The sequence below is a fragment of the Streptomyces sp. H39-S7 genome, assembly GCF_027158205.1.
In the GTDB taxonomy this organism is placed as follows: Bacteria; Actinomycetota; Actinomycetes; order Streptomycetales; family Streptomycetaceae; genus Actinacidiphila.
The window spans coordinates 150,250-170,351 of record NZ_JAPVLU010000001.1 but is presented as its reverse complement, the minus strand read 5'-3'; the positions used below and the strand labels follow the sequence as shown (position 1 = coordinate 170,351).

The 20,102-nt window shown below is 70.2% G+C and carries 20 protein-coding genes; 15 read left to right on the top strand and 5 right to left on the bottom strand.

What is annotated here, in order from left to right; all coding sequences use genetic code 11:
• Positions 1-18 precede the first annotated feature (18 nt).
• The 6 genes from O3X23_RS00860 to O3X23_RS00835 all read left to right on the top strand — a co-directional run bounded on the left by O3X23_RS00860 (position 19) and on the right by O3X23_RS00835 (position 3,507).
• A complete protein-coding gene (locus O3X23_RS00860; RefSeq protein ID WP_269269037.1) occupies positions 19-258 on the top strand; it encodes a chaplin in 240 nt (79 codons plus the stop codon).
• A gap of 124 nt (positions 259-382) precedes the next feature.
• Positions 383-793, top strand: a complete 411-nt coding sequence (locus O3X23_RS00855) for a rodlin (protein WP_269269036.1) — start codon at positions 383-385, stop codon at positions 791-793.
• Between the two features lie 288 nt (positions 794-1,081).
• Entirely contained in the window at positions 1,082-1,315 is a 234-nt protein-coding gene (locus O3X23_RS00850; protein WP_269269035.1) for a chaplin, read from the top strand.
• Between the two features lie 135 nt (positions 1,316-1,450).
• Positions 1,451-2,317, top strand: a complete 867-nt coding sequence (locus tag O3X23_RS00845) for a chaplin (RefSeq protein ID WP_269269034.1) — start codon at positions 1,451-1,453, stop codon at positions 2,315-2,317.
• A 297-nt stretch (positions 2,318-2,614) separates the two neighbouring features.
• Positions 2,615-2,953 carry a hypothetical protein gene (locus O3X23_RS00840; protein ID WP_269269033.1) on the top strand — a complete coding sequence of 113 codons (339 nt, stop codon included), beginning with the start codon at positions 2,615-2,617 and terminating at the stop codon, positions 2,951-2,953.
• 143 nt (positions 2,954-3,096) lie between these two features.
• Positions 3,097-3,507, top strand: a complete 411-nt coding sequence (locus O3X23_RS00835; protein ID WP_269269032.1) for a rodlin — start codon at positions 3,097-3,099, stop codon at positions 3,505-3,507.
• Between the two features lie 71 nt (positions 3,508-3,578).
• On the opposite strand, the gene O3X23_RS00830 is transcribed toward O3X23_RS00835, so the two are convergent.
• Together O3X23_RS00830 and O3X23_RS00825 are read right to left on the bottom strand one after the other, a co-directional pair.
• Complete coding sequence (locus O3X23_RS00830) at positions 3,579-4,031, bottom strand: hypothetical protein (RefSeq protein WP_269269031.1); 453 nt, start codon at positions 4,029-4,031, stop codon at positions 3,579-3,581.
• A complete protein-coding gene (locus O3X23_RS00825; RefSeq protein WP_269269030.1) occupies positions 4,028-4,507 on the bottom strand; it encodes a hypothetical protein in 480 nt (159 codons plus the stop codon). The genes O3X23_RS00830 and O3X23_RS00825 overlap by 4 nt, the downstream gene beginning before the upstream one ends.
• Before the next feature lie 39 nt (positions 4,508-4,546).
• On the opposite strand from O3X23_RS00825, the gene O3X23_RS00820 reads away from it, so the two are divergent.
• The 3 genes from O3X23_RS00820 to O3X23_RS00810 all read left to right on the top strand — a co-directional run bounded on the left by O3X23_RS00820 (position 4,547) and on the right by O3X23_RS00810 (position 8,746).
• The gene (locus tag O3X23_RS00820; protein WP_269269029.1) at positions 4,547-5,503 is read left to right on the top strand and encodes a helix-turn-helix transcriptional regulator; all 957 of its coding nucleotides are present in this window, start codon (positions 4,547-4,549) and stop codon (positions 5,501-5,503) included.
• Between the two features lie 40 nt (positions 5,504-5,543).
• A complete protein-coding gene (locus O3X23_RS00815) occupies positions 5,544-6,512 on the top strand; it encodes a DUF389 domain-containing protein (protein ID WP_269269028.1) in 969 nt (322 codons plus the stop codon).
• A gap of 188 nt (positions 6,513-6,700) precedes the next feature.
• Positions 6,701-8,746: a glycosyl hydrolase family 28-related protein gene (locus O3X23_RS00810; protein WP_269269027.1), complete on the top strand. Its 2,046-nt coding sequence runs from the start codon at positions 6,701-6,703 to the stop codon at positions 8,744-8,746.
• Between the two features lie 21 nt (positions 8,747-8,767).
• Here O3X23_RS00810 and O3X23_RS00805 read toward each other — a convergent pair whose 3' ends face one another.
• Both O3X23_RS00805 and O3X23_RS00800 read right to left on the bottom strand, forming a co-directional pair.
• Positions 8,768-9,226 carry a DUF4267 domain-containing protein gene (locus O3X23_RS00805; protein ID WP_269269026.1) on the bottom strand — a complete coding sequence of 153 codons (459 nt, stop codon included), beginning with the start codon at positions 9,224-9,226 and terminating at the stop codon, positions 8,768-8,770.
• A 32-nt stretch (positions 9,227-9,258) separates the two neighbouring features.
• Entirely contained in the window at positions 9,259-9,939 is a 681-nt protein-coding gene (locus O3X23_RS00800) for a hemerythrin domain-containing protein (RefSeq protein ID WP_269269025.1), read from the bottom strand.
• A 121-nt stretch (positions 9,940-10,060) separates the two neighbouring features.
• Between O3X23_RS00800 and O3X23_RS00795 the strand changes: the two genes are divergently transcribed.
• The 3 genes from O3X23_RS00795 to O3X23_RS00785 all read left to right on the top strand — a co-directional run bounded on the left by O3X23_RS00795 (position 10,061) and on the right by O3X23_RS00785 (position 15,053).
• Complete coding sequence (locus O3X23_RS00795) at positions 10,061-13,462, top strand: BTAD domain-containing putative transcriptional regulator (protein ID WP_269269024.1); 3,402 nt, start codon at positions 10,061-10,063, stop codon at positions 13,460-13,462.
• 12 nt (positions 13,463-13,474) lie between these two features.
• The gene (locus tag O3X23_RS00790; protein ID WP_269269023.1) at positions 13,475-14,392 is read left to right on the top strand and encodes a MurR/RpiR family transcriptional regulator; all 918 of its coding nucleotides are present in this window, start codon (positions 13,475-13,477) and stop codon (positions 14,390-14,392) included.
• A 286-nt stretch (positions 14,393-14,678) separates the two neighbouring features.
• Positions 14,679-15,053: a hypothetical protein gene (locus O3X23_RS00785; protein ID WP_269269022.1), complete on the top strand. Its 375-nt coding sequence runs from the start codon at positions 14,679-14,681 to the stop codon at positions 15,051-15,053.
• 200 nt (positions 15,054-15,253) lie between these two features.
• Here O3X23_RS00785 and O3X23_RS00780 read toward each other — a convergent pair whose 3' ends face one another.
• Positions 15,254-15,424, bottom strand: a complete 171-nt coding sequence (locus O3X23_RS00780; protein WP_269269021.1) for a hydrophobic protein — start codon at positions 15,422-15,424, stop codon at positions 15,254-15,256.
• Positions 15,425-16,110: 686 nt separating this feature from the next.
• Between O3X23_RS00780 and O3X23_RS00775 the strand changes: the two genes are divergently transcribed.
• The 3 genes from O3X23_RS00775 to O3X23_RS00765 all read left to right on the top strand — a co-directional run bounded on the left by O3X23_RS00775 (position 16,111) and on the right by O3X23_RS00765 (position 20,071).
• Positions 16,111-16,506, top strand: a complete 396-nt coding sequence (locus tag O3X23_RS00775) for a hypothetical protein (RefSeq protein ID WP_269269020.1) — start codon at positions 16,111-16,113, stop codon at positions 16,504-16,506.
• Positions 16,507-16,896: 390 nt separating this feature from the next.
• A complete protein-coding gene (locus tag O3X23_RS00770; protein ID WP_269269018.1) occupies positions 16,897-18,042 on the top strand; it encodes a hypothetical protein in 1,146 nt (381 codons plus the stop codon).
• A 214-nt stretch (positions 18,043-18,256) separates the two neighbouring features.
• Complete coding sequence (locus O3X23_RS00765; RefSeq protein WP_269269017.1) at positions 18,257-20,071, top strand: hypothetical protein; 1,815 nt, start codon at positions 18,257-18,259, stop codon at positions 20,069-20,071.
• Positions 20,072-20,102 lie beyond the last annotated feature (31 nt).

The following is a 20,102-nucleotide window of genomic DNA, read 5'->3' as shown; positions in this document are numbered from 1 at the left end:
GCAGAAAAAGGTGTCCCCTTGTCACGTTTCGCCCAAGCCACTGTTCTCGCCGTTTTCGCCGGCGCCGCTGTCGCCAGTGCGTCCGGTGTCGCTTTCGCGGACTCCGGTGCCGAGGGTTCCACAGTGGAGTCGCCCGGCGTGGGTTCCGGAAACCAGGTCCAGGTTCCGGTGCACGTGCCCGTCAACCTGTGCGGCAACTCCGTCACCGTGATCGGCCTGCTCAACCCGGTATTCGGAAATGCCTGCGGCAACTGCTGACCCCCACGGCTCCCGACGGCCCCGGGCCGTCACCATTCGGGTGAAGGGCCATAACCAAACCCGCCATGGACGGTTGGTCAGTCCGACCCGCTACCGGGGCAATCTCGCACATGAAGGAATAACCGTGATCAAGAAGTTCCTCGCCACTGCTGCGGTGGCTGTCTCCGTCGTCGGCGTCTCCGCCGCGGTGGCCGCACCCGCGATGGCCGTCGGCAACTCCGGCGGAGCCAGCACCACCAACGGCAACGGGGCCGTGCAGAACTACGGCAACACGTACACCAGTGGCTACATGAGCCCGTCGTTCGCGCTGGTCCAGGGCTCCCTGAACAAGCCCTGCATCGCCCTCCCGGCGAAGGCGAACGTCGGTTCGCTCATCGGCCTGGTGCCGATCACGGTCCAGGACATCAACGTCCTGTCGTCGCCGCAGAACCAGCAGTGCACCGAGAACTCCTCGCAGATCAAGGGCGACGAGCCGCTGTCGCACATCCTGGACCAGATCCCGGTCCTCTCCGGCAACGGCGCGGGCAACAACTGACCCGCATTGCCTGAAAGCCCTGGCCGCCGGTGACCACCGGCGGCCAGGGCCGTTTTGCGTTGCCGCAATTCATTCCTGGAACCCTATGCGGTACGGCAATTGAAGAATTGCGGAAGCCGCAGTTACGGCATTCGGGTGGATGATCGCGGCGGCTGCGTACGAAGGGTTTCTCCGGGCATCGGCACTCGTTACCCCGGTTGGTAGCGGTGTCACGGGCGGCAAGAAATTCCCCCGGGCAGCACGACGGTCGTGGCTGCGTTCGACGCCCCTACGGAAAGGGAGCTCAACGTGAAGTACTCGAAGGTCGCCGCACTCGCCGCGGGAACGCTGATGGTCCTGGGCGGCGCTGCCCCCGCTTTCGCCGACGCCGGCGCCGAGGCCGTGGTCGCGCACTCCCCGGGTGTCCTGTCGGGCAACAGCATCCAGATCCCGATCCACATCCCGGTCAACGTGTGCGGCAACACGGTCAACATCATCGCCCTGCTGAACCCGGCGTTCGGCAACGCCTGCACCAACAAGTGACGTTGGTTCCCAGCCCGTGAGGGCGACCGCCGCGGCCTCGGAGCGCTCGTCTGTGCTCCGGGGCCGCGGCGGTTCCGGCGCGCGGGAGACCCTCCCGCGCGCTTCGTGAAACACCCATGGCAGGGAAGAGAGTCGATGCGACAGGTCTTGAGCAGGAGTCTGATCACCGTTGCCGCGGCGGGCGGGGTGCTCGCCATGACCGGCGGCTACGCGCACGCGGACGCCGAAGCCCGGACGCACACGTCGAACTCGCCGGGCGTGCTGTCCGGCAACAGCGTCGAGGTCCCGGTGGACCTGCCGGTGAACGTCTGCGGCAACTCGGTGAACGCCGTCGCGCTGCTGAACCCGGCGATGGGGAACGGCTGCTCCAACGAGTCCGCGCCGGAACACCAGCGGCACGCCCCGGCGCACCAGCGACACGCCCCGGCACCTGCGCCGCACACCCAGGCACCGGCGCACGGGAACGCGCAGCACGGAAGCTCGCAGCACGGAAGCTCGCAGCACGGGAACGCGCAGCAGGGGGACCAGTACGGCGCCCACCACGGTGCGCAGCACAGCAGCCACCACGGCATGCGGCAGGACGACAGCACCACGGTGGGCTCGCCCGGTGTGGGGTCGGGCAACAACGCCCGGGTCCCCGTCGAGGCGCCGGTCAACGTCTGCGGGAACACCGCTGACCTGGTGGGGCTGCTGAACCCGGTGATGGGCAACGACTGCGGCGGGACACCGGTGGCAGCGCCGCCGACCGACCGCAAGCCCCCGACGCATCCCACGCCGCCACCGGTCCACCACACCCCGCCGCCGTCGACGCACGTCGTCCCGCCGTCGGTCGTGCAGGTCACCCCGCCGCGGCACGCGGCCGCGGTCCTGCCCGTCCTTGCGCAGGGCGCGCAGCTCGCCCGTACGGGTTCCGGGGGCCTCGGCACCGCGGGAGCGGTCAGTGCCGGACTGCTGCTGAGCGGAGCGATGCTCTACCGCCGGACGCGCACCGCACGGGTCTGATCGAATTGATCTGTTGACGCGGTGGGAATGGGGGCCCACCGCGGACAGGCCGTGCATTTCCCTTACGGCAAAAGCGTCCGGCTGATTCCGCATTCCCGGCGGGAAACCGAGAAAAGCAATGGGAGTGTGCACCGATCGGCTGCCGCACTTTCGGGTGACGGCCGAGAACTTTCATTCGGCAGGGTTTCCGTTCCGCGGTGGAGTCGTTAGCCAGGGGACTAGGGCGTCATGAGCCTCCCGTCGCTCACCCGGCCACCATCCCCATGGCCGACGACGCCGCCACTGAAAGGGTTGACAGTGAAGTACTCCAAGGTTGCTGTGATCGTCGCCGGTTCCGTGATGGCGATGGGTGCCGCCGCGCCGGCGTTCGCCGACGACGCGGCCCCGACGATGCCGACCAGCATCAACGGCGGCGTCGACGAGCTCTTCGGGGCGCAGCCGGTGGCGCAGGCGGGCGATGCCACCGCCGGCCCCGTCGTGGACGTGGCGAAGAAGGTCAGCGACAAGCTCAAGTCGACGACCGCCGCCGGAGCGCTCCTGGGCCAGGCGACCGACGCCGCCAAGAACCTGGCACCGACGGTGAGCGGCGTCGCCAAGGCGACGTCGCTGCTCGGTGGTCTGCCCATCGGGCACTGAATTCCGGGCACTGAATTCCGGGCACCGAACCTCGCGGTCCGGACGATTTCCGCCAATGGGATGAAGCATCGGAACCAAATCCGTCCTGGGCGGTTGATCACTTCGCCCCGACCTAGGGCATCCCCGCACTCGAAGGACTGATCATGATCAAGAAGTTCCTGGCCGGCGCCGCCCTGGCGGCTTCCCTCGTCGCCGCCGGCGCCGCTTCGGCCCCGCAGGCCATGGCCATCGGTGACGACACGGGCGCCAGCACCGTGAACGGCAACGGGGCGAAGCAGTCCTTCGGCAACACGCACACCGGCGGCACGATGAGCCCGCAGATGGGCCTCGTCCAGGGCTCGCTCAACAAGCTGTGTGCGGGCATCCCGGTCAAGGCCAACATCGGTTCGCTCATCGGCGCGATCCCGATCACGGTCCAGGACATCAACGTCCTGTCGTCGCCGCAGAACCAGCAGTGCACCGAGAACTCGTCCCAGATCAAGGGCGACGAGCCGCTGTCGCACATCCTGGACCAGATCCCGGTCCTCTCCGGCAACGGCGCCCACAACGGCTGACGCGCACCACTCCGGGTCGCCGGCCCCTCTCCTCCGGCGACCCGGCCTCCTGGGGTCTGTCCTCCTGGCGGTCAGCGGCGGGTGAACTCCATGATCCAGTTGGTCACCCAGGTCTTCTCCCCGTCCACGGAGAACGCCTGCTCCCAGCGCGCGGAGTCCTCCGTGATCCCCGACCAGACGAAGCGCGCCCTGATCTCCTTGCCGGCGTGCGTGTCATCGCCGTAGAACTCGCCGACGCCGTCCTCCCCGAACCTTCCGGTGACCGGTGGGAAGAGCGTCCCGGTGCGCTTGCTGGCCCAGTACAGCGACCACTGCTCGCGCTCGGTGTCGTACAGGCGCAGGGTCAGCCCGGCGAACTCCTTGGTCGGGAAGATGATCTCGTCGAGGTTCGCGCCGCCCTCGAAGTGCCGTGAGGCGTGGCTGACGGCCGGGAACTCCTCCCACTCGCTGCTGTCGTCGAGGAAGTCCTTCCGCCACCGGTTGGCGACGTCCCAGCTGCCGACGAGGAAGTCGAAGTCGTTCATGGGCGGTCTCCTGTGGTGCCGTCGGGGAGCGAGTCGGCGAGATAGGCGGCGAGGTCGGGGCGGTCGGGCGCGAGCATGTGGCGTACCCAGGCGTCGCGTTCGTGGAGGATCGGCGGCAGCTCCCAGACGCAGCCGATCAGCTTCGGCTCCAGCCGGACGAAGTGCGTGGGGTCGTTGTCCGGGCAGCCCAGCACCGGCTGGCCGCCCGCCGCCCCGGCGAAGTGCAGGGCGTTGTCCCAGGCCCAGCTGTACGCGTTGAGGTACGCCCCGTCGTCCCCACCCCTGTGGAGGACGACGAAGGCCGCCCCGGGCGTGCCGTCCGGCTCGGGCAGCAGCTCGGGGAGGATCGCGTACGCGGCCTTCTCGACCCCTGGTTCGATCCCCGCGGGGTCGGCGGTGACGTGGTAGCGCTTGACGGAGCGGCTCGCGACCTCGACCGGTGGCAGCACCCGCAGCAGTTTCTCCTGGAAAGCCATGGCTGGACCGTAGGCCCACTTCACTGACACCTTGTGTCAGTGAAGTCCAGCCGTCTGCTCTCCGTCCTCCTGCTGCTCCAGACCCGCGGGCGGATGACGGCCGCCCAGCTCGCGCAGGAGCTGGAGGTGTCGGTGCGGACCGTCTACCGGGACGTCGACGCGCTGCACGCGGCGGGCGTCCCGCTCTACGGCGACGCCGGGCACGCCGGCGGCTACCAGCTCCTCGCCGGCTACCGCACCCGGCTGACCGGACTGAGCGCGGGCGAGGCGGAAGCGCTCTTCCTCTCCGGCATGCCGGGCCCCGCCGCCGAGCTGGGACTCGGCTCCGCCCTCGCGGGCGCCCAGCTCAAACTGCGCGCGGCGCTCCCGCCCGAACTGCGCGCCCAGGCCGAACGCATGCGGTTCAGGTTCCACCTCGACGCGCCCGGCTGGTACGCGGAGGACGACGAGGTCCCGCACCTGCCGAGGGTCGCGGACGCGGTGTGGCGCGGCCGGGTGCTCGACGTCCGCTACCGCCGCTGGAAGGCGCCGACCGATGTCGACCGGCGGCTGGAGCCGTACGGACTGGTGCTCAAGGCGGGCCGCTGGTACCTCGTCGCGGGACCGGGCCCGTACCCCTACCGCGTCGACCAGATCCTCGAACTCACGGTGCTCGACGAGGAGGTCCAGCCTCCCGGCGACTTCGATCTGGCCGGCTACTGGCAGCGCTACCAGGCGGACTTCCACGCCCGCCTGCACCGGGGCGAGGCCCTGGTCCGGCTCGCGCCGGGCGCCGCGACCCGGCTCACCGGGGCCGTCGCCCGCGCCCTCGCCGCCACCGGGACCCCGGAACCGGACGGCTGGACGCGCGCGGTCCTCCCCATCGAGTCCCTCGACCACGCCCACGGAGCGTTCCTCGCCCTCGGCACCGACGTCGAAGTCCTCGGCCCCCCGGAGCTGCGCTCCCGTCTGGCCGAGACCTCCCGCGCACTGGCGGCCCGGTACGCCTCCGCCTGACGGCGCGGGAGAGCGGCGGGACCGCGGGCACAATGGCGTCGTGCTGCATGTACGAGTGATCAGTCCCGTGGAACGCACCGACGAGGTGCTGAGGATCGCCACCGACTGCCCCGCGGTCGTGAACGTGATCAGGCTGCCCGGCGCCGCGTACGAGCCCCCGGGTGACTTCATCGAGTTCGACGTGGCCAGGGAGGCGGCCAACGGCGTGCTCACGCAGCTGCGCGGGCTGGGGCTGAAGGACAGCGGCGGAATCACCGTCGAGGAGTTGTACCTGTCGATCTCGGCCGCCGCGGAGCGAGCCGAGGAGGTCGCGCCGGGAGACCCCGACGACGCCGTCGTCTGGGAGCAGCTGGCCGCGCGCACCGCCGCGGAGACCCGGCTCACCTGGGCGTTCCTGGCCTTCCTCGCGCTCGCGACGCAGATCGCGGCGATCGGCGCGCTGCTGGACCAGCCGATCCTGATCGTCGGCGCGATGGTGCTGGGCCCCGAGTTCGGGCCGGTGGCGGCGGTCTGCTTCGGGGTGCTGCGCGGCGACCTGCGGCTGATCGGCACGGCGGTGCGCACGCTGACCGTCGGGTTCGCCGCCGCCATCACGATCACCCTGGCGTGCGCGGTCGCGGGCCGGCTGCTGGGCTGGATCACTCCGGACATGCTGGACGACCGACCGCTGACGGATTTCATCGTCCACCCGGACAAGTGGTCGTTCATCGTGGCGCTCCTCGCCGGCGTCGCGGGAATCCTGTCGATGACGGCGGGCAAGTCCTCGGCCCTCGTGGGGGTCTTCATCTCGGTCACCACCGTGCCGGCGGCGGGCAACATCGCCGTCGCGATCGCCCTCGCCCACTGGCAGGAGGTCGCCGCCTCGTTCCAGCAACTCGGCCTGAACCTCGCCGGGATGTTCCTCGCGGGCACCGCCACCCTCTTCGTCCAGCGCTTCCTGTGGAACCGCTACGGGCTGCACACCGGCGGCCGTCCCGGTGCCCCCGGCGCCCCCGGCGCAACGAAGTAAGCGAGCTGACGCAAGAATTTGATGAACAGCCGCATCTAGAAGGCAAGTCGGCGGAAATCTTCGTTAGGAACCTTGTGGAACCGCGAGTGCGGTCCTACTGTCACCTCACCCTCATGGCACCGCTTCGCCTTGCGGGTCTCCGGCGCGCCCTCCGAGAGACGCGTCCTCCCGAGAGAAACGAGCAGGCGATGTCACGGAACATCACACGTGTTGGGGCGAAGTGGCCGCGCGGGCCGCGGCGAAGAGCCGTGCTCGCGGTCGCCTCGGCGACCGCGGCGGTCATGGGACTCAGCGTGCTGGCCGGTGGGACGGCGTCGGCGGGACCTGCCGCGGGCGGCGGACCCGTGGTCACGCGTGCCGCGCTCGATCCGGCGCTCGTCGCCGGCCGGGGCGCGAACGTGGGATTCGCCGAGCAGGAGGCGGAGAACGCCACGACCGACGGCACCGTCATCGGCCCGGACCGTACCGCCTACACGCTGGCGGCGGAGGCCTCCGGCCGTAAGGCGGTCTCGCTGACGCCAGGTCAGTACGTCGAGTTCACGCTGCCGGCCGCCGCCGACGCGATCACCGTGCGCTACAGCATTCCGGACGCGCCGGGCGGCGGCGGGATCACCGCGCCGCTCGACGTCACGGTGAACGGCAAGAACCGGACCACCGCGACCCTGACGTCGCAGTACGCCTGGCTGTACAACCAGTATCCGTTCTCGAACGACCCGGACGCCGGACTGCTGCACCCCGACTACTGGGTCACCGAGTGCGCCTGCGTGCCCGCCGCGACGACACCCGCCCCGGTGTTCGCGACGCCGTTCCGGCCGAACCACTTCTACGACGAGCAGCGCCTGACGCTCGGCAGGAAGTACCGCGCGGGCGACAAGGTGCGGCTCACGGTTCCCGCCGGGAGCAAGGCCTCGACCACCACCATCGACCTGCTCGACTCCCAGCTCGTGGGCGCCCCGCACGTCGCCCTCGTCGCGGCGAACGTGCTGGCGTTCGGCGCGGACCCGTCGGGCCGGCGAGACGCGGCCGACGCGATCGACCGGGCGATCGCCTTCGCGAAGCGGACGCACCTCAAGGTGTACATCCCGCCGGGCACGTACCAGGTGAACCGCCACATCATCGTCGACGACGTGACGATCGAGGGCGCGGGCAGCTGGTACACGATCATCAAGGGCCACCAGGCGGACCTGGGTCCGGCCCACACGGGCGTCGGCTTCTACGGCAAGGACGCGGCGGCCGGCGGCAGTACCGACGTCCACCTCTCCGGCTTCGCCGTCGAGGGCGACGTGCGCGACCGCGTCGACACCGACCAGGTGAACGGGGTCGGCGGGGCGCTGAGCGACTCGACGATCGACGGGCTCTACCTCCACCACACCAAGGTGGGCATGTGGTTCGACGGGCCGATGACGAACCTGCGGATCACCAACAACGTCATCACCGACCAGATCGCCGACGGCCTCAACTTTCACACGGGCGTCACGCACTCGCTCGTCGCGAACAACTTCATCCGCAACTCGGGTGACGACGGCCTCGCCATGTGGTCGGAGAAGACCGGGAACGCGAACAACACGTTCGACCACAACACCGTGCAGACGCCGGTGCTCGCCAACGGCATCGCGATCTACGGCGGTACCGACAACACGGTCTCGAACAACCTGATCGCCGACCCGGTCCGGGAGGGCAGCGCCCTCCAGGTCGGCTCGCGCTTCGGCTCCGAGGCGTTCACCGGGCACCTCTGGATCACCGACAACACCACGGTCCGCGCCGGCACGTACGAACTGAACTGGAACATCGGGCTCGGGGCGATCTGGTTCTTCGCGCTGGAGAAGAACATCGACGCGGACATCCGGGTGACCGGGGACCACTTCCTCGACAACACCTACAACGCGATCATGCTGGTCTCGGACTGGCCGGTGAAGGACCTGTACTCGATCACGAACGTCCACTTCAAGGACATCAGGGTCGACGGCACGGGCACTTCGGTGGTCAGCGGCCGAGCAGCGGGGTCGTCGACCTTCGAGAACGTCGACGCCCGCAACGTCGGCGCGGTCGGGGTCAACAACTGCGGCTCGTTCCACTTCACGCCCGCCGGCTCGGAGTTCTCCCTGACCGACCTCGGCGGCAACGACGGCGGCGGCACGACCGGTCCCTGGCTCGCACCCTGGGAGCTGCCGAACACCATCACCTGCGACGACCGTCCGCCGGTGGTGGTACCGCCGGCACCGTCCGCGTGGTGACGGTGCCGCGACGGATCGACGTCACCGCTTGAGAGCCGGGTCGGCCGGCCGGGAAACCCCCCGGTCGGCCGGCCCGGCGGCCGTGGTGGCAGCCGGGACAGGGCGCTCGCGCAGGAGCAGCCCGGCGGTCACCGCGACCAGGACGGCGGCGAGGCCGTGGACCCCGTACGCGGTGCCGGCCGGACCGTCGTGGCTCAGCACGATCACCATGTCCCCGGCGGGGATGAACGCGATCGCCAGCATCGCCCAGCCCAGCGCCTTCCGGTACCCGGTCAGCAGCAGCGCGAAGATGACCAGGCCCGTGCCGATGTCCCGCACGCCCTTGACGGCGAGGAAGGCCGTGCCATCCTCCTGCGGCCAGGTCGGGACACCGAATCCGGACGCGGTCGTCTGGGGAGCGAGCAGGTAGCTGAGGCCGACGTAGATGATGAACGCGCCGCCCAGGACGGCGAGGGCGGTGGCGATGTGCTTGCGGTTCATGGCAGTTCTCCTCTGCGGGAAGGTGTCGGTGTTCAGCGGGCGGTGTTGCGGATACGGCGCATCCTGCGGGTGTACGCGGGGCGGCCGACGGCGTACCAGAGCAGCCGGGCCGGCAGCGGCAGCGCGCCGAGGATCGTCGCGCGCTCCGTCGCGTCGGCCTCTTCGAGGACCATGCCGAGGAAGAACAGCAGCTTGGGCTTGGGTGTGCTCTCCAGGAAGTGCTCGCCCAGCAGGTCCCACTCCGCCACGGACAGGTGCCGTGCGGCGAGCGGGAGCAGTGACTCCTCCTCCTCGTCCAGGTGCTCGACGAGGACCACGCGGTGTTCGGTGAGCGCGGCCACCAGCACGTCGCGCTCCGCCTCGCCCGCCGTGGCTTCCCAGCCGGGCAGCGCCGCCTCGGCCCGGGCCAGCGTCGCGGCGACGCCTTCGTGCTGGGCCTCCATCCGCAGGACCAGATCCGCCTCGATGTCGACCCGGGCCAGCAGCGGCGGCCAGAGGTGGTCGTCCTCGCCGTGGTGGTGGTTGGACAGCCCGAGCAGGTAGTCGCGGAAGTGCGTGGCGAGCACCCGGGCCCGTGCGGTGTCGCCCGGGGCGACGGCGGCGATGAGCTCCGCGAGGAGCCGTGACTCGCGGCGGAGTCCGCGGTGGATGACCACCATGCCGTGGGTGTCGGGGCGGGCGTCGGGCTTGGGAGATGCGCTGCGTGTTGTCATGTGGGTAAGCCTCGTCGGCGGCTCCTGGAAGGGACTTGGAACCGGACTTGGAACGGGACTGGAACCGGACTCGGAATTCCCGTACGGGCAAGATCCGCAGCCGCTTACGATGTGCGGCGACATGGTGTGCATACGCGTGCTCGGTTCCTTCGGGGCCGAGCGGGACGGGGAGCCCGTTCCGCTCGGCGGCCGCAGGCAGCGGTCGGTCCTCGCCCTGCTGGTGGCGGCGCGCGGCCAGGTCGTCCCCGTCGACCGGATGGTCGACGACCTCTGGCAGGACGCGGCGCCCGCCCAGGCGGTGACGTCGCTGCAGGCGTACGTCTCGAACCTGCGCCGGCTCCTCGAGCCCGGCCGGGCCCCGCGTACCCCGGCGAAGCTGCTGGTCAGCGCGCCGCCCGGCTACGCGCTGCGGTTGCCCGAGGACGCGGTCGACGCCTGGCGCTTCGAGCGGCTGCTGCACGACGCGCGCGATGTGCTCACCACGCGGCCGCGGGAGTCGGGCCGGCTGCTGGAGGAGGCGCTGTCGCTCTGGCAGGGCCCGGCCTACGCGGAGGCGGCCGACGAACCGTGGGCGCGCGCCGAGACCGCGCGTCTGGAGGAACTCCGCAGGAGCGCCCGTGAGCTCCGCATCGCCGCGGGGCTGCGCTCCGGCGCCGCGTCGGGGGCTGTCCCCGAGGCCGAACTGCTCACCCGTGACGAGCCGTTGCGCGAGGAGGGCTGGCGGCTGCATGCCCTGGCGCTCTGGGCCGCGGGCCGGCAGGCCGACGCGCTGGCCACCCTCCGGCGGGCCCGCGCGGTCCTCGCCGCCGAGGTCGGCCTGGATCCCGGCGCCGCCCTGACCGAGCTCGAAGAGGCCGTCCTCGCCCAACGAGTGGAGGTGCTGCGCGCCGCCACGGACGCGCCGCCCGGTGCGCTCGGCGAGCCCCGTCCTCCGGCCGGCCCCGGCCAACAGACCGCTGAGAGCGACCTGTTCGTCGGACGCGCCTCCGAACTGGAGCTGCTCGCGGCCGCCGCGGACCGGGCGCTCCGCGCCGGACCGGGGGTCGCGCTGGTGACCGGCGAAGCGGGGATGGGCAAGTCGGCGCTGCTGGAACGGTTCGGGCACCTGCTGCGACGTGACGGCTGGCTCGTCGCGCTCGGCCGCACCACCGACGCCGAGGGCGCGCCGCCCGCGTGGGCCTGGGCCGAGGCGCTGCGGACCGTCGCCGCCGAGCTCCCGCCGCCGTCCGGGACGGCCGCCGAGCTGGCCCCGCTGCTGTCCGACGCCCCGCCCGACGGATCCCCCACCGGGCCCCTCGCTCAGGGGGACACCGCCGTGGGCCGGTTCCGGCTGCACCAGGCGGCCCGGCAGTGGCTGGAGACGGTGGCCGCCGAGCGGCCGGTGGCCGTCATGCTGGACGACCTGCACTGGGCCGACGCCGAGACCCTCGCGATGCTGACGGGGCTGGTCGACATGGCGCCGGGCGCCCGCGTCCTGTTCGTGGCCGCGTACCGGCCGGACGAGCTCGGGGGGCCGCTCACCGACGGGCTGGCGGCCCTGGCGCGGCGGTCGCCGCTGCGGGTCCCGCTGCGCGGACTGTCCGGACCGGCCGTCGCGGAAGTGATCGGCGCGGTGACCGGTGCGGCGGGTGAGGCACCGGTGGACGCGGAAACGCTCGCGTCGCTCGCCGAGCGCACCGGAGGCAACCCCTTCTACGTCCGCGAGAGCGCCCGGCTGCTGGGGAGCGAGGGCGCGCTGGTGGCGCTGTCCGACGTGCCGGAAGGGGTGCGGGACGTGCTGCGCCGCCGGCTCGGACGCCTCCCCGAGGCGGCGGTGGCCCTGCTGCGGCTGGCCGCCGTCGCGGGTCGCGAGGCGGACGTCGAGGTACTGGTCGGCGCCGCGGACACCGGCGAGGACGGGGTTCTCGGCGCGCTGGAGACCGGACTCGTCGCAGGGCTGCTCACCGAGCCCGCGCCGGGACGCGTCCGCTTCGCCCACGCGCTGGTCAGGGACACGCTGCTGGCCGACCTGAGCCGGCTGCGCGCCACCCGCATGCACGGCAGGATCGCGGCGAGCCTGGAACTGCTCGCGCCGGACGACGTCTCCGCGCTGGCCCACCACCACGCGCGAGCGGCGTCCTCGGCCACGGCGGCGAAGGCCGTCGACTACTGCGTTCGCGCGGCCGCTCTCGCCGAGGGCCGCTACGCCCACGACGTCGCCGCCGTCCTGCTCGGGCAGGCGCTGGAGTGCTTCGAGCGCGTGCCCGCGGGCGGTGCGGGGGACCGGGACGGCGAGCGGATCGACCTGCTCGGCAGGCGGTTGCGCGCCCAGGTACGCGCCGGGGCGGTCATGGAAGCGCGGGCGACCCGCCGGACGGCCGTCGACCTCGCCACCGCCGCGGCCCGCGACGACCTGCTGATCCGCGCGTTCACCGCGTGGACCGAGCCGACGCCCTGGCAGAGCCGCCCGTACGGCATGATCGACGGGCCGGTCGTCACCGCGCTCGGCCGCCTGCTGGAGCGGCCGGACCTGGAACCCGCGGTGCGCTGCCGGTTGCTGGACGCGTACTGCGGCGAGCTCTCCGACGGCCAGGACCCCCGGGCGCGGGCGGCGGCCGAGGAGGCGGTCGAGATCGCGGACCGTCTGGGGGACCCCGCGCTGCGGGCTCTGGCCCTCGCGACGCTGGCCCGCGAGCTGGACACCGAGCTGGAGTGGCGGGAACGCGCGTCGGTGGGGGAGCGGATCGAGCGGATCGGCCGTGAGCACGACCTGCCGGTCCACCGCTGGTTCGGGCTGTGCGTCCGGTCGACCGCCGCGGCGGTCGGGGGCGACGTCGCCGGCGCGCACCGGCTCAACGAGCAGTGCCTGGAACTGGCGCGCGCCTACCGGATGCCAGGACCCGTCGCGGTCGGCGAGACCATGCTGGCGACGTTCGCGCACATCGAGGGCAGAGCGGCGGACGCCGAACGGCTCTACGCCGAGGCGGCCGCCCGGATGGGCCGCCAGGGATCCCCGCACGCCGATGGCTACCTGCTGATCGCCACCGCGACGATCAGGGCCGGGCAGGGACGGCGCGGTGAGTTCGTACCGCAGGCGCGCGGGCTCTTCGACGACTACGGCCCGATGGCCTGCGACCTGCTCGCCGCGTCTCTGGCCGCCGCCGGGCTGCATGCCGAGGCGCGGCAGGTGCTGGCGCAGGTTCCGCCGATCCGGCCGGACTACTTCTTCAAGGTCTTCGCGACCTTCCGCGCGATGGCCATGGTGGCGCTCGGCGAGAAGGAGGGCGCCGCGGAGCTGTACGCGGCGCTGCTGCCCTACGGCCGCACACCGCCGCTCGCCGCGGGCTCGACCGTGGCGATCCGGCCGGTGGCGTACACGCTCGGCGAGCTCGCCGGCCTCCTCGGCCGGGACGAGGAGGCCGCCGTGCACTTCGCCCGCGCGGACGCCATCGCCGAGCTGTGGAACACCACTTTGGGACGCACGACGTTCCCACCCGACCGACCGCGGGGGGTGAGCTATGTTGAGCGGGAGCGGCAGGAATAAGGAGGCGCACCGGTGCCATCGGGGCAGCAGGCACGGGCACAGGCGGCTGCGATCACGCCGGGTGGGCAGCCCCTGGACCAGGAGCGCGCCCCCGCGGACCGCGTCCGCGCGCTCTTCAACGGCCACCGCCTGTCGCCGGGGCAGCGCCGTATCGCCCAGTACCTGATCGACCACCTCACCGAGGCCGCCTTCCTCTCGATCACGGAGCTTGCCGAACGGGTCGGCGTCAGCCAGCCGTCCGTGACCCGGTTCGCCGCCTCCCTCGGCTTCAGCGGCTATCCCGCCCTGCGGGACGTCCTGCAGCCGATCGCGCTGAGCGCGGTCGCGGGGTCCCCGGAGAGCCGGGAGCAGGTCCGCCGGAACGAACTGCAGGCGGCGGTCGACGCCGAGATCGAGAACCTGGAGAACGTGCGCCGGCTCCTCGCCGACACCGACCAGGTGCTGGACATCGGCCGTGAGCTGGCCCACTCCGTTCCGCTGACCGTCCTCGGCCTGCGGATCTCGGCGCCACTGGCGGAGTACTTCGCCTACGCCGCCCGCCGGATCCACCCCGATGTGCGGGTGGTGACGCGCGGGGGCAGCGTCGCTTTCGACGCCCTGCTGCAGTCCCGGGCCGCGGGCGGGGCATGGGTGCTGGCGTTCGCCATGCCCCGGCACGCCAAGGAGACCCTGGCGGCGCTGCGGGCCGCCCGCAGCGCCGGGCTGCACATCGCGCTGATCACGGATCTCACCCTGGGGCCGCTGGTCGACGAGGCGGACGTGGTGCTGACCGCGGGCACCGGCTCACGGCTGGTCTTCGACTCGTACGCGGCGCCCGGGATGCTGTCCGCGGCCCTGCTGCAGGCCATGGCCGACGCCGATCCGGGACGGACGCAGGCGCGGCTCGAGGGGTACGAGCAGGTCGCCGATCAGCACGGCTTCTTCCTCTGAAACGGCTGTTGCCCGCCCTGTATGAAATTTTTCATACCCTTGCGTACTCCACGGTATATATGTTTACTGCAAGCGGCGCCTGAGCCCAGCGGACGCCACTGGAGAGTGTGACCCGCCCTCCCGACGGAACACCCGGGCCGACGCTCCCTCCTCGTGGCGCGCCCGGGGTGTTCGGAAAACCGGGCGCTCGCTTGCCGCGCAGCGCCCACGGCAGCCTCGGTCAACCCCTGGGCCGGGGCTGCCAACACCCTCTTGATCAGAGTTCGGCACTTCGGAAGCGACGAGAATGTCCCAGACGACCCTCACCACGCTCAGCCCGGACTGGCCCTGCCAGGTCAAGTCGCCCGGCAACCCCGACTGGGAACGCACGGCGACCCGCTGGCTGCGCGACCTCCTGCCGGCCCGTTACGCCGCCTACTCCACCCTCACCCGCCATCCGGCCCTCCTCGCCCGCCACGCACAGCTCCAGCTGCAGTACGAGATGCGCGCGGTCCAGGTGGCGATGTGCACCAGCCGGGCGGAGCTGCCCACCATGGGTATGGTCGAGGCGGTCATCGAGAACACGATCCGCCTGTACGCCGTCGAGCTGGAACAACTCAGCCGACTGGCCCGCGGAGTCCGCCTCGTCACGGAGGCCCTCGTCTCCCAGCGCCGCCGCTGACCCTGCGCCGCGGGCGTCCGGGGGGGGGGGGGGCGGTACTGGAGGTTCGCGTGCATGGGTTCACGCGCGCCCGCGCCGCCCCCGGACACCCGGCCCCTACCCACACCGGTCCCTGCTGACCCTTCGGGGGCGGGCGTGCCTGAGGCCCGGCGGTATCCCCGCCGGGCCTCAGATCGGCCGTGCTCATCCCTGTGTCGCGGCTACCAGCGGTACCAGCGACCGCGGCCCCCACCGGAGTGGGTGCCGCGCAGGACGAAGCCGAGCAGCCAGACGACCAGCACCACGACCGCGACCCACCAGAGGATCTTGAGCGCGAAGCCGGCGCCGAACAGAATCAGCGCGAGCAGTAGAACCAGAAGCAGTGGACCCATGGTTATCAACCTCCTGACCAGCGGCTGCCCGCTGGTGCACGGGTCATGCATCCCAAAATGCGGAGCGTCGCTCCTGTGGTTCCCGGGGGAAAACGTGGAGGGGCCCCGGAGCCGTACCTGGCTTCCGGGGCCCATGGGGCGGATGTGAACACCATCTGCATCTACCGGCTTCTGTGCGCCGGCCCTGCCGTATTCGCACTGCCGCGTCGGGGGTTCGCGGGGTGCGGGGATCTTGAATGCCTGACCGGGGACCACCTTCCAATCCGGGGCCTTGCGAGTGTCCGCACCCACCTGCGGTGCGGACGATCCTGATGGTGTCGCTCCGAACCTTTCCTGCTCGTACCTGAACGAAGAGCCTTGCCGACCTGCTGGTACTTCAGATACTGCGGTCCTGCTACCAATCTGCGCGGCGGCCCCTTCCGGGCCACCCGGCCCGGCAATCAACCCTGCGGCCCTCGTGCTCTGACCGGCCGCCGGATTCCATCACCGTGCCTGCGTTCCGCACGGCAGTTCGTGTCTGCCGCGCCCTGCTGTCTTCTTGGCTACGACAGGAACACTACCCACAGCCCGGCCCGAATGTCTACTGCATCCAGGATAGATTTTCGTGTCGACGGGAGGAAGGCATACTGCTCCCGTTCGGAACGGCCAGAGAGTGCGGCAGAGCCCGGAAGGGGCAGGAGAACGGCATGCGAACCGACCGCTCCCGGGTCCCGGAGACCGACATCTGCGACCTGTGCGCCCGACGGCTCACCGACGGATGCCGGCTGGGCGTGGTCGCGGACTCCTCCGCGATCCACGCCGGCAGCCCGGCACGCGACGGCCGGCGCCTGGTCGTCGCCTGCTCCCTCGAGCACCTGGCCGCCCTCCAGCAGGAGTACCGCGCCCGCCCGTACGTGCCCGAGGAACTGTGGGCCGGCCAGATCGACCGCGCGCTGGCCCTGGACCCCCCACCGCCCACCCGCGAGGCCCTGGCAGCGGCCACCGACCTGACCCACCTGCAGATCCAGCGCGCCCTGGCCTGGAAGAAACACCGCACCTGGCAACTGCGCGAACAGAACCCGCAGACCCCGGAAGCCGGCTGACCACCCCTCGGCCCTCGGCCGCCCCGAAGAGACCCGGGCAACAAAGAAGCCCCGGGTCGGTGACCTGGGGCTTTATGTGGAGCGAGTGACGGGAATCGAACCCGCGCTCTGAGCTTGGGAATCAACGAGTGCTTTGGGGTGGGTGTGTCGCCTGACCTGCGAAAACGGGGGTTTCGATAGCTCCTGGGCCGCCCTGACTGCACCGTTGTTGACCGAGGTTCTCCGGTCTGAAGGGCACGGCTAGGGCACGCGGCGGCCGAGGCAACCTGTCGGATCCGCTCCGTGGCCTGTACGCGCCATGTGACGGGAAAGCTAGGTTGCGGGAGCCAGGGCGCTCGGGAATGGACCTTTTCCTTCGCGGCATGGTCCGGCCCTGCCACGCTGGTCGTCGTGACGTACGTCGTAAGCGTGGAAACCCACATCCCGGAGGGTGCTCCGGAGATGGACCCCCTGCAACGCGCAGGCGCGGTAGCGATCCTCGAGGATGGGCTCGACTCGGTGGATGGCATCGAAGGCCCGGACGGGATGGAGGTCGACCTTCACGAGACGATCGTGGCCGTTTATCCGGGCGGGGCGCTACTCAAGATCTTCGTCGATGCCCCGGCGCTGGAGTTCGCCGAGGAGGCGGTGCGTTCGGTGGTTGGAGAGCTGCTGGAGCGTTCCGAGCTGCTGGCGGAGTGGACGGTCGACAAGTGTGAGGTGCAGCTCCACCCCGACCTGGCCCAGGAGAGCCTCGCCGCCGCCGAGGGCCCGAACGCTCCGCCTGATGATCCGGCCTTCCGCAAGGCCCTCCATGCCACACAGGCTGCCGCTGGAAGTGGCGGGGACGACTATGACGCGGCCGCGGATGCGGCGGCCACACGTGACCGAATGCTGGCCATGGCGGCTGAGCTGCGCTCCTTTTCGCCCGTCATGTTCGGCATACTCGATGACGAGGACGAAGAGGGCGAAGAGGAGGGCGAGCACGATTTCGGTGCCTTTCCGGAGGATGCCAAGCTCGCGGCCGGCGCCTTGGTATATGGGATGCACCTGTTGGTGGACGAACTCTTCGAGGACGTGCAGACGCTGAGCCGGGAGGGCACCAACGTCGCCGAGTGCGAACGACCGTTCTGGCTGCTGGAAGAACTGCCCGACCGCTATGCCCTTCAGTACAACGCCCATTTCGCGCGCCGCTTCCTGGTGACCGCGGTTGCCATGACCACTCGGTTCACCAACGGCGACTTCGAGCAGCTCAGTTGTCTTGCTGAGGAGCTCGCCCTCCGGCTACTTCTGCGCGAGGCCGAAGTCTGCCTGGACGTGGTTGGTCTCCTTGATTCCGGAGTGTCGAACGCGCTCGAATCGTTCGCCGCGAACGTCTACGAGGACATGGACCACGAGTGGCTGTACGACGACTCGACGGACGGGATCGATGAGAGCCCCGTCGGGGAGGCCCTCGGTATCGCGCCCATGTCGATTGGCTCGTGGTTCACGCCGTTCAACGAGGGGCGCTATGTGCACCCGTACGCAAAGGACGAGCCGAGGCAGGAGGCGTCGTGAGCCGAGTGCCGCACGGTAGGTGCCCGTATACGGGAGGCCAGGGACCGGAGACTCCCTCTGCCGTCGCGTTTATGCCTCTACAGTGAATGCTGCTTCATGGCCAACTGCGCAGCCCTTCGTTGGCGGCTGAGTTCATCGCCTATTCTGATCAGGATTTGACGAAACAGCGCTTCCAGTCTGGTGCCGAGACCGCATGAGAGGCGGGCCCATGGTAATGATCGATTACAAAGTCAGCGATCATTGGACCGCTGACGACCCAGCCTGGCTGAAGTCCCTCGTCTCGTCACTCGACCGCAACCACGGCGTGAGCACCGTTCTGCCACTTACCGTGATTGTTGAAGACGTCCTGGGGTGGCTGGAGCTTGCCAGCGGCATCAACGCCTGGAAGAGAGCCGCCAATCGAACGTCGCTGCGGCTCGACCTCGATGAGTCCATCGGTGCGCTCGGTGCCTCGCTTCGAGCACACATAGCCGCTTCACTTGCGTCATTTAATGTCGCCTTCTCGCAGCTCGACGGTAGCTCCAAGAAGGTCTTGGCGCAGCCACCCGGCACCCGCACCGACGCCGTCTGGACCGACGCCACCACGGCCGCGAAGGATCTTCTCGAAGCGCTCGACGCGGACGAAGCCGCCCGCGCAAGCTGGGATGACCTCGTGACCACGGCTCAGGACCGCACGCTCAAAGGCCGGGAGTACCGCCCGATCGCTGAACTGCTCTTCGACCAGCTACGAAGGCGCGGCCTCAGCGCGAAGTGGATCTTCCGCGACCTCATCTCGGTGGTCGCATTCGGCCGTAATCCTACCGATGCTCCAATCGGTCAGAAGAACGTATCGCTAGAGGAGCGGATTGCGAGTGCCCGAACCCACGTCGGCACTCCGGCAACAGCCGAGCCGATCGTGGTGTGGCTCGGCTATCAGGGCAGGGCGTTTCCCCACCTCTCCGCTGGGCAAGTGTCCTTCCTGGATGCCCATTGGGCCGTGCCCAATGCAGAGCCCGAGGGCCAAGACTTTGAGCATAAGGCAGAGCTTTGGGAACTAGTGCAGGCCGGCGACCTCTTCAAGGTCGCGAAGTTTGTCCATGAGGAGTCCGACGTGGACTTCCTGGTTCGCGTCGACCTCGGCAGAACCACGGCCGCCGGCGCGTTGAACCGTGCCGTGCGCATTGTGAACACGATCCTCAACGTCTCGATCCACAACTCCCGCGGGATCCGCCCACACCTTGCCCAGCACGGGCTCCTGTGCTCCGGACGGACCGGCTCATTTGACTCCATGGGCTCCCGGCGCGAGACGGCCTTTCCCGACGATCACCATGGCGCTGACCTCACCGCAAAGGCGATTGAGGAGCACGGTCCACGCATCGCCGTGGCGCTGGCCCGCGAAGAGCTCCCCCGATTTCTCTCGGCGGCACTTGAAGTGCAGAACACCGCCGACCACCCTTTCAGCCGCGACATGGCACTACGCAAGCCTTCCGAAGCGGACATCAGCAGCGTAATACCCCTCGCGGACCGCGTGGTGCAACACGTCGCCGCGCACGCAGCGCTCAGCCCCGAAGACTTGTTCGATCTCCTGGGCGAGCGCTGGCCACAAGCGCGGTGGTCTACTGATGTGCAGCGAGCCGTTGGCATGTGCCTGCTCGGCGGTGGAAGCCGAAACGAACTGCTCAGCGAACTGACCCGCGAGTGGCTTGCGAAAAATCCGTCGCGCCCATGGATCCTGTTCATCGCTGACCGCTCTGGCGATCTTCTCTCGCTCTGCCGCATCGAGTCCGAGCGCGCATGGATCAAACGGATGTTCACAAGCGTGAGCGACTATACCGAGTACCGCACTCTGATTGAGTACTACACCGCCGAAGGCGCCGTTTTGGAGGCCAGGCGTCTTCGTGTCCGGAATGCGTTGGTGCACGGCAACCCCGCTGGCTTTGCGATTGTTGAGTCCGTGCGCGAGTACGCCCAGTTCCTGAGCAGCAGCGCACTTAACGCCCAGGGTCATTGCACGAACAGGATCGGTCCGGTTCGTCGGTCTCGGGTGTGACGTGACGTCATGTACGGGTGTGGGGTGGGGT

Bases quoted from the DNA above. Each gene is read 5' to 3' on its own strand.
- O3X23_RS00830 (WP_269269031.1), bottom strand. From the start codon at position 4,031: ATGAACGACTTCGACTTCCTCGTCGGCAGCTGGGACGTCGCCAACCGG.
- O3X23_RS00825 (WP_269269030.1), bottom strand. From the start codon at position 4,507: ATGGCTTTCCAGGAGAAACTGCTGCGGGTGCTGCCACCGGTCGAGGTC.
- O3X23_RS00765 (WP_269269017.1), top strand. From the start codon at position 18,257: ATGATCGATTACAAAGTCAGCGATCATTGGACCGCTGACGACCCAGCC.
- O3X23_RS00795 (WP_269269024.1), top strand. From the start codon at position 10,061: ATGGTGTGCATACGCGTGCTCGGTTCCTTCGGGGCCGAGCGGGACGGG.
- O3X23_RS00800 (WP_269269025.1), bottom strand. From the start codon at position 9,939: ATGACAACACGCAGCGCATCTCCCAAGCCCGACGCCCGCCCCGACACC.
- O3X23_RS00835 (WP_269269032.1), top strand. From the start codon at position 3,097: ATGATCAAGAAGTTCCTGGCCGGCGCCGCCCTGGCGGCTTCCCTCGTC.
- O3X23_RS00780 (WP_269269021.1), bottom strand. From the start codon at position 15,424: ATGGGTCCACTGCTTCTGGTTCTACTGCTCGCGCTGATTCTGTTCGGC.
- O3X23_RS00810 (WP_269269027.1), top strand. From the start codon at position 6,701: ATGTCACGGAACATCACACGTGTTGGGGCGAAGTGGCCGCGCGGGCCG.
- O3X23_RS00845 (WP_269269034.1), top strand. From the start codon at position 1,451: ATGCGACAGGTCTTGAGCAGGAGTCTGATCACCGTTGCCGCGGCGGGC.
- O3X23_RS00775 (WP_269269020.1), top strand. From the start codon at position 16,111: ATGCGAACCGACCGCTCCCGGGTCCCGGAGACCGACATCTGCGACCTG.
- O3X23_RS00805 (WP_269269026.1), bottom strand. From the start codon at position 9,226: ATGAACCGCAAGCACATCGCCACCGCCCTCGCCGTCCTGGGCGGCGCG.
- O3X23_RS00785 (WP_269269022.1), top strand. From the start codon at position 14,679: ATGTCCCAGACGACCCTCACCACGCTCAGCCCGGACTGGCCCTGCCAG.